This is a genomic window from Nevskiales bacterium, from assembly GCA_035574475.1.
Classification (GTDB): Bacteria; Pseudomonadota; Gammaproteobacteria; order Nevskiales; family DATLYR01; genus DATLYR01.
This window is the reverse complement of the sequence record DATLYR010000209.1, coordinates 1-12,226: the sequence shown is the minus strand read 5'-3', so window position 1 is coordinate 12,226 and position 12,226 is coordinate 1. Positions and strand designations below refer to the sequence as shown.

The window sequence follows — 12,226 nt, the reverse complement described above, 5'->3', positions numbered from 1 at the left end:
GCCGAAGGCGTGCAGCGCCAGCAGCGTGGCGGCGACGAAGGTCAGCGTCGCGCCGAATTCATGTGCCTGCGCCAGGAAGCGGTCGATTTCCTGCAGGCCGCCGAACAGCCACCAACCGATACCCCACAACCCCAGCGCCGTGTCCCAGTGTCGTTCCCACTGCGCGCGTTGCGCCGCGACGCGCGCGAGCCACAGCCCGCAGGCCAGGCCGGACAGCGCCAGCAGCACCGTCCCGATCCAGGCGCTGTTGAGCAGCGCCCGCTCGGCCGGCAGGTTGTCGAAGCCGAGCAGGAAGCCGAAGCCGGCCGCCAGTTGCAGCAGCGCGCCGAAGCCGCGCGCCAGCCGGCGGTCCTGGCGCACGCCGATCCACAGCAAGCCGGCGCCCTCCACCGCCCACATCGCCGCGGTGGTGCGCTCATCGAAGGCCAGCGGCACGGCGAGGCTGGCGAATACCACGCCCAGCGCCGCGAAGGCCTCGGCCAGCAGCCGCAGGTTGGGATTGCGCGAGACGAACAGCAGCACCGCGAGCGCGAGGTAAAACAGGCCGAAGCCGAGCGCGCTCCAGGCCAGGCCGAAGGCGAGCTGATGCACCAGCGTGGCGTGGATCGTGAACGCCGCCACCGGCAGGCCGAACACCAGGCTGCCGGAGACATAGCCTTTCAGCTGCGGCGGCTGGCGCAGCGAGAACAGGATCGAGATCGCCACGTACATGACGAAGAACAGCAGCAGGAAGAAGTCGGTGCTGACCAGGTCTTCGGGCTGGTAGGAAAACGCGCGGAAGGCGCCGGCCACGCCGAAGGTGAACAGGAAGCCCACCAGGTTGAGCACGCGCCAGGCGCGGAACCAGGCGATGGCGAACACGCCGAGGTTCAGCACGCTGTAGTAGCTGAACAGCGCGATGTGGTTGCCGCTGCCGGTGGAGGTCAGGATCGGCGCGAGGAAGCCGCCGGAAAAACCAATCACCGCCAGCACCAGCGCGTTCTGCGCCACCGCCAGCACCGCGGCGGCGAGCGCGATGACGATCATCACCGGCAACGCGAAGCCCGGCGCCACCAGGTGATAGAGCTTGAGCGCGGCGAACACGGTCAGGTACAGCACCGCGATGCCGCCGCCCTGCAGAATCAGCGCGTAGTTGCGGTTATTGTCGCGCAGCCGCCAGCCGAGGCCGAGCAGGACCATCGCGCCGGCGGCCAGCGTCATCAGCCGCACTTCGATCGGGAACAGGCCGGATTCGGCCGCGTAGCGCGCCAGGAAGGCGCCGCCGAAGAACAGCACCACGATGCCGACCCGCGCCATCGGGTTGCCGCGCTTGAACCAGGCCAGGCCCGCCTCCACCCAGCGCGACAGCAGGCTCGGCTCGAGCGACTGCGGCGCCGCTTCCTTCCAGCTCGGCCGGGACGGCGGTTCCGGAGTGGGCGGTCGCGCCGTAGCGGCGGCGGTTGCGGGCGGCGCCGCGGCAGGCTGCGAGACGGCGGGTTCAGGCGCCGGCGCCGCAACGGCTGCCACGGGCCGGGCCGGTGTCGTCTTGAGTGCCGCTTCGAGCGCCGCGAAGCGTTTCTGCCAGTGGCTCAGCAGCGACCACGCAAAGCCGCCCAGCGCGCCGAACTGCACCAGGTAAACCCGCAGCCCGTACAGATCGAAGAGATCCACGGCGGCGGCCATGAGCAACGCACCGAGGGCGGCGGCCGCGAGCGCGCGCCAGACCTGCGGCCAGACCCCCGGCGTTTGCGGAATCGACATGCGCGGCCCTCCCCGGCTCGTTTTTTTGCGAGGCGCAGCTGGCCCAGAGTCTACAACGGCGGCCGCGCAGCGGGCGCCCGGTGCCCGATCCGGCTTTGCTAGCATGGACCCTCGTCCGGAAGCCGCGCATGAACCCACGCCCCCACCCTTCGAGCCCTCTTTTCGCCGTGCTGCTGGCGCTGCTGGCCGCCGGCTGCGCGCAGCCCGGCCCCCGCCCCGCGTCGCCGGACGACGAGGTGACGCGCTGCCGGCAGCTGTACGCGGAACTCGATGCGCGGGTGGACGAAAGCGGCGCGCGCGACGCGGGCAGCCACCGTGTGCCGGGCTTCCCCTACCTGCGCAGCACGCGCTTCCTGGCCTCGTTGCGCGACGCTGCGCTGGACGGCGAACGCTTCGACACCTGGGTCGGCCATCTGCGCCAGCAGGACCTGGTCGCGCGCGCAATCGAGCTGCAGAACGCCGGCGCGGCCGGCGTCCGCGAGAAGCTGCAGCGGCTGGACGAATGCGCCCAGGCCCTGGCGACGCATGACTTCCGCGAGGCGCAGCAGCGCCAGCGGCTGCGCGAGTTGGTACTGCCGCCGTCGGATTACTCGGTGTTCAGGCGCATGATCGGGCTGTATCCGCTGGCGGTGCCGTTCCTGAACCGCGGCATCCGCCGGTTTCACGAGGAGGTGCGGCGCGATTACGCCACGCCGCTCGCGCAGCTCGACGCACCGGGACGACTGGTGCTGTGGCACCCGCCGGCGGGTGTGCAGGTTCTGGATCCCGGCACGGTCGCGGGCTGGCTGTCGCCCTCCAACGAGGATTCACTCGGCGTCCCACGGCTCAGCGCGGAACAGTGGCAACGACTGGTGCAGGCGTACGCACCGGTCTGGTGGCAGGAGACGAATGGCGACTTCGACCTGCCGGGCGTGCCGCGGCTGCCGAATGGCCGGCCCGGCGTGGATAGCGCGCAGCCGGTCACCTATTATCTGACCGCCTGGACGCGCTTTAACGGCGTGGTGCTGCCGCAGCTGGTCTATGCCCTGTGGTTCTCCGAACGGCCGCCACAAAAGCCGCTCGATTCCTACGCGGGCGCGCTGGATGGCGTGCTCTGGCGCGTCACCCTGGCGCGCGACGGACGGCCGCTGGTCTACGACACCATCCATTCCTGTGGCTGTTACCGCTACTACTTCCCCGCGCGCCCGCTGGCCCGCCGGCCACAGGGCAGCGCCTGGGACGAGCCGATGCTGTTCCCGCAGGGCGAGGTCGGCGGCGGCCCGCTGGCGATCCGCCTGCAGAGCGCCACGCATTACGTGCGCCGCGTGGTGCCGCGGGGCGAGGTGGCGGCGCAGGAAAGCCGGCCATACGAACTGCGCCCTTACGCCGAACTGCTGAGCCTCGAGGACGGCACCGGCCGCCGCCGCAGCCTGTTCGGACGCCGTGGCATCGTGCCTGGGACAGCGCGGCTGGAGCGTTTCTGGCTGTGGCCGAGCGGCATCCACAGCCCCGGCGCCATGCGCCAGTGGGGCCGGCATGCCACGGCCTTCGTCGGCCAGGCCCATTTCGACGACCCGGATTTCCTCGATCGCCTGTTCGTCGCGCCGCCGCGCTAGGTTTGTAGTTTCGCGAATGCAGCAGCGCGCGCGTGCAGGGATACGGCGAATTTCCGGATGCTTAACTCGGAATTCGGTTCGTGAAACTCACCGCGCAAGCCGCTCTTCCGGCTTGAAGTGAAGAAACAGGTGGCGTCGTAAAGCCGCTCACGCAGAAGACGTTCGCATACCAACTCATACCGCCGTGCATAAGAGCATTCCTGGAAGGCGGGATCCATCGGAAAGTGACGCAAACTGACCCGCCGGGCCGGTCTCAGCGACTTTACGTGTTCCTCCAGCATGAACAGATAGCCCAACCAGGGCCTCTGCGAAGGCTTGTATATGCCTTGCCGGTAGGCTGTCCAGAAATCGGTCGCATTGCCCAGGGCCTCTTCGACGCGATTGTTGAAATTGTTGCCAAAACTGCCAACCTGGGATTTGACTTCGACCACGGCAACGATCTCGCCGCGGGAAACGACCACCAGATCCCATTCCTTGCTGGGGCGAAAATACCCCGGCAGCGTGCGCGCGGCTTTTTCACGCGCGTAGACACAGGCCTCCGGCAGGCCGGCCTCTTTAACGATATCCGCAATCAGCCTGACAAAACCGTCAGCATGCTTGCCGCCGGTAACGGCACCCCGGTTGCCGGCATCCTTGCGCCCGCTCTTTTTGCCTTGAAAGCGCTTCTGACGATGGCGGACTTTCCAGAAGTAAGCGACGGCCGCAGCCAGTCCCTTGTTCACGTCCATTAAACGGGATTCCGTCAGCGATGAGAAAATACGTGGTGCTGGGCGAACATGCGTGGCAGATCCCGTTCGATACGTTGGGCCGCCATATCGAAATACACGGGGTCAACTTCGATGCCGATACTGTTGCGGCCCCAGGTCGCGGCAGCGACATTGGTGGTGCCTGTGCCCATGAAAGGGTCGAGAACGGTATCACCCACGAACGAGAACATGCGTACCAGGCGCTCCGCCAGTTCGGGTGGATAAGGCGCGGGATGGTGACGGGTGGAGGCGCCCGTGACGCCGGTCCAGATCTGCTGGAACCAGATTTTGTGTCGATCCGCGGGAATCAGGCTCAGGATCCGGGTGGCCAGTGACGGGCTGCGGTATCCGCCGGGCTTTCTCTCCATCAGGATGAATTCGATGTCGTTCTTGATGACCGAATTCGGCTCATACGGCTTTCCCAGAAAACCGCCGCCGTTGCCGTTGGCCTCATAGGCGGCGTTGGCGATCTTGTGCCAGATGATCGGCGCCAGATTCGAGAAACCCAGACGCCGGCAATGCTCCTGGATCGAGGCATGCAGCGGTATGACGGCGTGTTCGCCGGCATTCTTGCGTCGTGACAGACAGACATCCCCTACCACGCATATCAACCGCCCACCTGGCACAAGCGCTTCGTAGCAAATCTTCCACACGCGATCCAGGTCACTCAGAAACTGTTCGTAGTCGGCGATAAAGCCCATCTGGTCGGGATGCTCGCGGTAGTCCTTGAGCGTCCAGTACGGCGGCGAGGTCAGTACGAGATGCACGCTATTGGGCGGCAGAAAGCCGACTTTCCGCGAATCGTGCAGATACAGATGATGGGTGGTTGGTATCTGCGCGAGGCGAGCCTCGATCGCCGTGATGACTTTCGGATCCTTGGCCAGACGGGGCAGATCGGTCTGGGGGTTGGAGATCGGGCCGATTTCCGGCGGCAGGTAAGCCGCCACGTCGCTAATCTGAGGCGCAGGGTCAGCAGCGTGACGGGTCAAGGCGTGCATGGCCCGATTATAGGGCTAAATCGGAAGAGCCCATTCGTTACATCAAATCCTGCGGGTCGACATCCAGCGACCAGCGCGCGCGCCGTGCGGCGGGCAGCTGGTCGAGTTGCGGCACCCAGTCGCGCAGCAGGGCGTGCAGTGGCTTGCGCGCGGGCGACTGCAGCAGCAGCTGCGCGCGCACGCGGCCGGCGCGGCGTTCCATCGGCGCCGGCACCGGCCCCCACAGCTCCAGGTCTTTGGGCAGCGCCGCGCGCGCCAGCGCGGCGGCCTCGTCGAGGAATTGCAGCGCTGCGGACGGCTGCACGGATTCGGCGCGCAGCAGCGCCAGGTGGCCGTACGGGGGATAAGCCGCCTCGCGCCGTTCCTCGAGCGCGGCCTCGGCGAAGGCCCGGTAGCCGGCGCGGATCAACTGGTTGAGCAGGGGGTGCTGCGGCTGGTGGGTCTGGATATAGACCTCGCCCGGCCTGCTGGCGCGCCCGGCGCGTCCGGCCACCTGCGTGATCAGCTGCGCCATGCGTTCCGGTGCGCGGAAGTCGGCGCTGAACAGCCCGGCATCGGCATTGAGCACGCCGACCAGCGTGACCTCGGGAAAATCATGGCCCTTGGCCAGCATCTGCGTGCCGATCAGCAGCCGCGCCTGACCGCTGTGGACCTCGTCCAGCAGGCGGTCGAGCGCGCCCTTGCGGCGCGTGGTGTCGCGGTCGATGCGCGCCAGCCCCACGCCCGGGAACAGTTCCTGCAGCGCCTGTTCCACGCGCTCGGTGCCCTGGCCGACGGCCAAGAGGTCCTGGGAGCGGCACTGCGGGCAGGCCGGCTCGGGCGGGCGCTCGGCGCCGCAGTGATGGCAGCGCAGCTTGTCGTGTGCGCGGTGCAGGGTCATGTGCGCGTCGCAGCGCCTGCAGTCCGCCACCCAGCCGCAGCTGTGGCACATCAGCGTCGGCGCAAAGCCGCGCCGGTTCAGGAACAGCAGCGCCTGGCCGCCGGCGTCCAGATGCCGGCGGACATGGGCGATGAGCGCGTTCGACAGGCCTTCGCGCAGATGCTGCCCGCGCACGTCGATCAGATGCATGGGCGGGTGCTCGGCCGCGCCGGCGCGCTGCTTCAGGTGCAGCAGCCGGTAGCGACCGGCGATGGCGTTGTGCAGGCTCTCCAGCGAGGGCGTGGCCGAGCCCAGCAGCACCGGCACACCGGCCTGCTGCGCGCGGCGGATGGCGAGGTCGCGCGCCGAATAGCGGAAGCCCTCCTGCTGCTTGTAGGAGGCGTCGTGCTCCTCGTCGATCACGACCAGGCCCAGCCGCGGCAGCGGCGTGAATACCGCCGAGCGCGTGCCGATCACGACACCGGCCTCGCCGCTGCGCGCCGCCAGCCAGGCATTGAGCCGTTCGCCGTCGGCCAGGCCCGAGTGCGCCAGCGCCAGCTGCGCGCCGAGGCGCGCACGGAAGCGCGCCACGAACTGCGGCGTCAGGCCGATTTCCGGCACCAGCACCAGCGCCTGCCGGCCCTGCGCGACCACCTCGCTGATGGCCCGCAGGTAAACCTCGGTCTTGCCGCTGCCGGTCACGCCCTCGAGCAGCAGGGGCTGGAAGCGCCCGAGCGCTTCGCGAACCTGCGCCAGGGCCTGCGCCTGCTCGGGATTCAGCGGCGGAGGCGGGCCCGCTGGGCTCGGGGATTCAGCGGTCTTGCGGCTGCGTGCCGCGCGCAGCGGGCCGCCCTCGCGCAGCCGCGCCGGCAGGGCGGTCGCCAGCACTTCACCCAGCGGGTGGTGGTAGTACTCGGCAGCCCAGCGGCACAGCTCGAGCAGATCGGGCGGCAATACCGGTTCATCGTCCAGGATTTCCAGCGCGCGTTTGAGCCTGCCGGCGCTGACCTCGGTCTGGGCGGCCGTGCCGAGCAGTACGCCGATGCGCCGTCCGCGGCCGAAGGGCACGCGCAGGCGCACGCCGGGCTGCAGTTGTTGCGCGTCAACACCGGCCGGCGGCAGGTAGTCGAAGGCCTGGAACAGCGGCGCAGGCACGGCGATCTGCAGGACAGCGGCAGGGGTGGTGGCGGGCATGCGCGCTACTGTAACGGTTAGCGGCTCGACCGCGAGGCGTTTTCTCGGGGTGGCTGCCGTATCGGTGGCCCCGGTTCCGTCACTTTTCGATCAGCCCTTTTTTCATGCGGCTTTGCTGCTTTCCGCCCTGTGGATAACTGTGGGGATAGTTCGTTGGCGGCCCGCCCGGGATGAAGTGGCGGGTGTTTCACGGTTTCACGACCCGGGCAGGGCACGAGGAAATAACTCATTTCATTTCAATGAGATGTGCCTATACCGAGGCATTTCTCGTAATCGCCTGCACACCCCGCATACCCAGGATATGTTCCACGGTCTGTGTGCATAACCGGATCGCTGCAGGCGAGGGTCAAAGGCCATAAAACCGCGGGTTTTTGAGTGTTTGTGACGCCCCGGCTGTCAACCCACGCGTGTGCCGTGCGTTAAGGCTGTCATGAAGTTTTCCCGCCTGCCCAAAGACCGTGAACACCCGCCCTTCACCAGGGCGGGCGCGGATGCCGTCGGCCCGGTCACTGCCATGAACCCGAGCCTCGAGGTGGAGTTGGATGCCTTTCTGGCCGCGGTCGAACGTCGTGCGCTGCGGCTGGCCGAGTTCGCAGTCCGCAATCGTGACGAGGCCTTGGATCTGGTCCAGGAGTCCATGCTCGGTTTCGTGCGCCGTTATCGGCAGCGACCGCAAACCGAGTGGTCGCCGCTGTTCTATCGCGTGCTGCAAAGCCGCATCTTCGATTGGCACCGTCGTCACCGCCGTGGCGGCTGGCGCCTGTTCGGAGGCGAGGAGGCCGTGGCCGCCATGGATGGCTGTCCGGCCGGCGTGGCCAGCGATCCGCTGCACGCCCTGCAGCGCGAGCGGAGCATGAGTCGGCTGGAAGCCGCTTTGCAGGCCCTGCCTCTGCGTCAGCAACAGGTTTTTCTGCTGCGCGTCTGGGAGGGCCTGGATGTCAGCGCCACGGCGCAGGCACTGGGGCTGGGCACCGGGAGCGTGAAAACCCATCTGTCCCGTGCGCTGGCGCGCCTGAGAAACGAACTGGGTGAGGAATGGCCATGAACGATGAACCCATCACGAACCGCGATCGGGCCCTCATGGCGGCGGCCTGCGCCGAACTCGAGCGCAGTATCGCCACGCTGGATCCGTTCACGATCGCTCGGTTGCGTGTGGCCCGCCGCCGCGCGCTGAACGATGCACCGGCACGGGGGTTCGGCTGGCGACCGGCGCTGGCTGCCACGCTGGTGCTGACCCTGGCCGCCGCGTTGCTGTCCACACAGCGTCCGGCAGCCCGCGATGCGGCTGGCGATTGGCTGACGGCAGTGGCCGAGAGCGAGGAGTTGTACGAGAACCTGGAGTTTTACCAATGGCTGGAGGAATACGGCGATGAAGACGAGTCTGTTTAGCGGCGCCGCGCTTGTGCTGGCCCTCTTCGCGGCGTCCGTGCCGGCGCAGACGCCCGGCACCCCTTGGGACCAGCTGAAGCCCGAGCAGCAGCAGCTGTTGCTGCAGATGCATCAGGAGCGTTGGAACGCGCTGTCGGCCGAGCGACAGCAGCGCATGCTGGAGGGTGCCGAACGCTGGCAGAAAATGACACCCGAGGAGCGTCGGCGGATACAGGCGCGTCACGAGAAGTTCAAGCACATGACGCCTGAACAGCGGGCACAGATGCGCGAACGGATCCGTGCGCGGCGCGAGGCCTTCGAACGGCTGCCACCCGAGCGCCAGCAGGCGATCCGCGACTGCAAGCAGCGGCGTCGCGCCGGCGAAGACGTGGATTGCCGCGGTTTGTGGCCCGAGCGCCACGGTGCTGATGAGTCTGCCAGCGGAGGTTAGCCGATCTTCTGGCCGGAATCGCCGCTCATAGCACCAGCACCGCGACACCGGCGACCATGAGCGCACCAGCGGCCAGGTGCTGGCGCAGGCGTTGCTCGCCGAACAGGAGCGCGCCGTAGAGAATGCCGAACAGCAGGCTGCTGCGCTTGACCGCGATCATATAGGCCGCCTCCACCTGCGCCAGCGCAAGAAAATGCGTGATGACCATGGCCGAGGCCAGCAGCCCGATCAGCAGATGCGCCGCCGGCCGCCGCCACAGCGCCTTCAGCCGCGCCGGCCGGTCCGCGGCCAGCACCAGGGGCGCGGCCAGCCCGAGCAGCAGGAAATAGAACGGCCCGAAGAACACCGGCGGCACGTGCTGCATCGCGGCCTTGCCCATGACCGAGGTCAGGCTGTAGACCGCCGCTGCGCCCAGCATGTAGCGCGAGCCGCGTTCGTGCGCGATGGCGCGCAGCGGCGCCAGCCAGCCGCCGCGCCAGTGCTCGGCATTCAGGCTGTAGGCGCCGATGACGATCAGCCCGATGCCGGCCAGACCCTGCGCGGAAACCCGCTCGCCCAGCACCAGGTAGCCGGTCAGCACCATGAAGACCGGGGTGAAGGCCAGATAGGGCACGGTCAGCGCCAGCGGGCTGTCGCGGATCGCGGCGAGATACAGCAGCATGCCGAGGAATTCGAGCGGGATCAGCGCCGCAACCCAGCCCCAGAATGCCGGCGTGAACGCCGGCCAGGGCAGCCAGAGCAGCCAGGGCAGCAGGCACAGCGCGGCGAACACCGCATAGACCAGCGTCATCTCGCGGGCCTCGTAGCCCTGCAGCAGCCGTTTCGCGGCGGTGTCGCCGGAGGCCAGCAGGAAGGCGCTGGCCAGCGCGAGCCAGAACCAGCTCAAGTCTGCTCCAGGTTGAAGCGCAGGCCGATGGCGGTGACTCTTCCATCCTCCATGGACTTGATCACCAGCTGCAAGTCGCCCAGCGTCACGCGGTCGCCGACCACGGGCCGCGGCAGCGTACGCTCGACGAATTGCGCGACGGTTTCACCGGCGTGGCCTGGCGGCAGCTCCAGGCCGTAGCTGTCCGCCAGTTCCGCTAGCGAGGCCTCGGGATTGATGATGAATTCGCCGAAGAAGCGGCGCGCACGGCCGCGTGGCGGCGGCGCCTCGGCCTGGAACAGCTGGTCCAGTGCCGGCAGGCTGTCTTTTTCGGTCAACAACGATACGTAATCCCCCGGCTGCAAGGCGCCCCAGTCCCTGCTCAGCAGCCGTCCATCGCGTACCACGCAGACGATGCGGCTGTTCTCGGGCAGGGGCAGGTTCTTGGTCGGGCGGTTGGCCGGCATACTGTGCGGCGCGACGCGGTAGCTGACGATCTCGTAGCCCTGCTGGCCGGGCAGATCGAAATCGCTGCGATGCACGCGCACCTCGCTGTTCGGCACCTGCAGGCCCAGCAGACGCGCCGCCGGCGCGATGCTCCAGCCCTGCAGCACCAGCGACACCAGTACGATGAAAAAGGCGACATTGAAGTAGAGCAGCGCATGCTCGAGCCCCGCCATCAGCGGGTAAGTCGCCAGCAGGATCGGCACCGAGCCGCGCAGTCCGACCCAGGCGATGAACAGCTGCTCACGCCAGGGGAAGCGGAACGGCAGCAGGCACAGCCACACCGCCAACGGCCGTGCGAACACGATCATCACGCCGGCGATCAGCAAGCCCGGCACGACCAGCGGCGCCAGCTGCACCGGCGTGACCAGCAGACCCAGAATCACGAACATCCCGATCTGTGCCATCCAGGCGATGCCGTCGTGGAAGCGGCGTATGGCGCTGAAACCATGCACGGGCCGGTTGCCCAGGATCAGGCCTGCGATGTAAACGGCAAGGAAGCCGCTGGCATTGAGGTTGGCAGCGGCCCCGAAGATCAGCAGCCCGCTGAACAGCGCCAGCAGCGGATAGAGCGATTCGGCCAGGCGTAAGCGGTTCAGTGCCTGCATGGCCAGCCAGCCGCCGCCCAGGCCGAGCACGGCGCCGCCGCCCATCTGCCACAGGAAGAACAGCAGCGAATCCAGCCATCCGAATTCGGACGGCCCGAGCAGGTACTGGATGAGGGCCAGGGTCAGGAACACGGCCGCCGGATCGTTGGTACCGGACTCGATCTCCAAAGTCGCGGTCACGCGCTGGTTGAGCGACACCGCGCTGGTGTGCAGCAGAGAGAACACGGCCGCCGCGTCGGTCGAGGCGACGATGGCGCCGATCAGCAACCCCTCCGCCCAGCCGAAGCCGAGGATGTGGGCCGCGGCCAGACCGGTCAACAGACAGGTCAGCAGCACGCCCAGGCTGGCCAGCGTGGCGGAGGGCGCCAGCGCGACGCGGAAGCTCTGCAGCTGCGTGCGCATGCCGCCATCGAACAGGATCACCGCCAGCGCGGCGGTTCCGGCCAGGTTGGCCAGGCGGTAGTCGTTGAATACGATGCCGCCGGGGCCATTCTCGCCGGCCAGCATGCCGATCACCAGGAATACCAGCAGCAGCGGCACGCCCAGACGCGGCGTGACCACGGTGGCGAGGATGCTGACCACGAACAGCAACCCGGCGAGCAGGATCATCTGGTTGACGAACTCCATGCGCCCAGTTTATCCGGAGGCGGTAAAATTCGAATTCTCCCCGCCCTGCCCGAGCGAGCCAACCATGACCTCCGACAGCGAACTTGAACTGTTCCGCGACACCGTCGTCCGTTTCCTCAAGGACCGGGTCGTGCCCTACTACGACCAGTGGGAGCGCGCCGGCATCGCGCCGCGCGCGCTGTGGAACGAGCTGGGTGAGGCGGGCCTGTTGTGCGTGGATGCGCCTGCCGAGTACGGCGGCATCGGCGCGCCCTTCGAGTATTCCTGCGTGGTGCTCGAGGAGATCGGGCGACTGGGCTTTGGCGCCATGGCCGCGAACGTGGCGGTGCACTCGGACATCGTCTGTCCCTACATCGCCCATCTCGGCACCGAGGAACAGAAGCGCAAGTACATTCCGAAACTGGTCAGCGGCGAGAGGGTGGGCGCGATCTGCATGACCGAGCCGGGCGCCGGCTCCGATCTGCAGGGCATCCGCACCACGGCCATCGCCGACGGCGATCATTACGTGATCAACGGCCAGAAGACCTTCATCACCAACGGCCAGCATGCCGACCTGCTGATCGTCTTCGCCAAGACCGATCCCAGGGCCGGCGCCAAGGGCACCTCGCTGTTCCTGGTCGAGGCCACCACGCCCGGCTTCGCGCGCGGCCGCAATTTGGAGAAGATCGGCC

11 protein-coding genes are annotated in these 12,226 nt (G+C 67.8%); 5 read left to right on the top strand and 6 right to left on the bottom strand.

Features of this window, described 5'->3' with window-relative positions; translation table 11 throughout:
• A partial coding sequence (locus tag VNJ47_12720; GenBank protein ID HXG29695.1) for a DUF2339 domain-containing protein occupies positions 1 to 1,740 on the bottom strand: 1,740 nt, incomplete at its 3' end.
• Between the two features lie 128 nt (positions 1,741 to 1,868).
• Here VNJ47_12720 and VNJ47_12715 point away from each other — a divergent pair.
• Positions 1,869 to 3,335, top strand: coding sequence for a hypothetical protein (locus tag VNJ47_12715; GenBank protein HXG29694.1), 1,467 nt, complete (start codon positions 1,869 to 1,871; stop codon positions 3,333 to 3,335).
• On the opposite strand, the gene VNJ47_12710 is transcribed toward VNJ47_12715, so the two are convergent.
• The 3 genes from VNJ47_12710 to VNJ47_12700 form a co-directional block, all read right to left on the bottom strand.
• Positions 3,332 to 4,063, bottom strand: a complete 732-nt coding sequence (locus VNJ47_12710) for a PaeR7I family type II restriction endonuclease (GenBank protein ID HXG29693.1) — start codon at positions 4,061 to 4,063, stop codon at positions 3,332 to 3,334. The two genes, VNJ47_12715 and VNJ47_12710, sit on opposite strands and share 4 nt — an antisense overlap.
• Before the next feature lie 14 nt (positions 4,064 to 4,077).
• On the bottom strand, positions 4,078 to 5,028 hold the full coding sequence (locus VNJ47_12705; protein ID HXG29692.1) for a site-specific DNA-methyltransferase: 951 nt from the start codon (positions 5,026 to 5,028) through the stop codon (positions 4,078 to 4,080).
• 88 nt (positions 5,029 to 5,116) lie between these two features.
• Positions 5,117 to 7,132 (bottom strand): primosomal protein N', encoded by a 2,016-nt coding sequence (locus VNJ47_12700; GenBank protein HXG29691.1) that lies wholly within the window; start codon positions 7,130 to 7,132, stop codon positions 5,117 to 5,119.
• A gap of 430 nt (positions 7,133 to 7,562) precedes the next feature.
• Between VNJ47_12700 and VNJ47_12695 the strand changes: the two genes are divergently transcribed.
• Genes VNJ47_12695 through VNJ47_12685 form a run of 3 tightly spaced genes read left to right on the top strand, consistent with a single transcriptional unit; the run spans position 7,563 to position 8,951 of the window.
• A complete protein-coding gene (locus tag VNJ47_12695; GenBank protein HXG29690.1) occupies positions 7,563 to 8,177 on the top strand; it encodes an RNA polymerase sigma factor in 615 nt (204 codons plus the stop codon).
• Positions 8,174 to 8,521 carry a hypothetical protein gene (locus tag VNJ47_12690; GenBank protein HXG29689.1) on the top strand — a complete coding sequence of 116 codons (348 nt, stop codon included), beginning with the start codon at positions 8,174 to 8,176 and terminating at the stop codon, positions 8,519 to 8,521. The genes VNJ47_12695 and VNJ47_12690 overlap by 4 nt, the downstream gene beginning before the upstream one ends.
• On the top strand, positions 8,502 to 8,951 hold the full coding sequence (locus VNJ47_12685; GenBank protein ID HXG29688.1) for a DUF3106 domain-containing protein: 450 nt from the start codon (positions 8,502 to 8,504) through the stop codon (positions 8,949 to 8,951). The genes VNJ47_12690 and VNJ47_12685 overlap by 20 nt, the downstream gene beginning before the upstream one ends.
• A gap of 25 nt (positions 8,952 to 8,976) precedes the next feature.
• Here VNJ47_12685 and VNJ47_12680 read toward each other — a convergent pair whose 3' ends face one another.
• On the bottom strand, positions 8,977 to 9,837 hold the full coding sequence (locus VNJ47_12680; GenBank protein HXG29687.1) for a DMT family transporter: 861 nt from the start codon (positions 9,835 to 9,837) through the stop codon (positions 8,977 to 8,979).
• A complete protein-coding gene (locus VNJ47_12675; protein ID HXG29686.1) occupies positions 9,834 to 11,555 on the bottom strand; it encodes a potassium/proton antiporter in 1,722 nt (573 codons plus the stop codon). The genes VNJ47_12680 and VNJ47_12675 overlap by 4 nt, the downstream gene beginning before the upstream one ends.
• A gap of 64 nt (positions 11,556 to 11,619) precedes the next feature.
• Between VNJ47_12675 and VNJ47_12670 the strand changes: the two genes are divergently transcribed.
• A partial coding sequence (locus tag VNJ47_12670) for an acyl-CoA dehydrogenase family protein (GenBank protein HXG29685.1) occupies positions 11,620 to 12,226 on the top strand: 607 nt, incomplete at its 3' end.

Excerpts from the sequence above, each read along its gene's own strand:
- VNJ47_12715 (HXG29694.1), top strand. The coding sequence starts at position 1,869 with ATGAACCCACGCCCCCACCCTTCGAGCCCTCTTTTCGCCGTGCTGCTG.
- VNJ47_12710 (HXG29693.1), bottom strand. The coding sequence starts at position 4,063 with ATGGACGTGAACAAGGGACTGGCTGCGGCCGTCGCTTACTTCTGGAAA.
- VNJ47_12700 (HXG29691.1), bottom strand. The coding sequence starts at position 7,132 with ATGCCCGCCACCACCCCTGCCGCTGTCCTGCAGATCGCCGTGCCTGCG.
- VNJ47_12695 (HXG29690.1), top strand. The coding sequence starts at position 7,563 with ATGAAGTTTTCCCGCCTGCCCAAAGACCGTGAACACCCGCCCTTCACC.
- VNJ47_12690 (HXG29689.1), top strand. The coding sequence starts at position 8,174 with ATGAACGATGAACCCATCACGAACCGCGATCGGGCCCTCATGGCGGCG.
- VNJ47_12685 (HXG29688.1), top strand. The coding sequence starts at position 8,502 with ATGAAGACGAGTCTGTTTAGCGGCGCCGCGCTTGTGCTGGCCCTCTTC.
- VNJ47_12675 (HXG29686.1), bottom strand. The coding sequence starts at position 11,555 with ATGGAGTTCGTCAACCAGATGATCCTGCTCGCCGGGTTGCTGTTCGTG.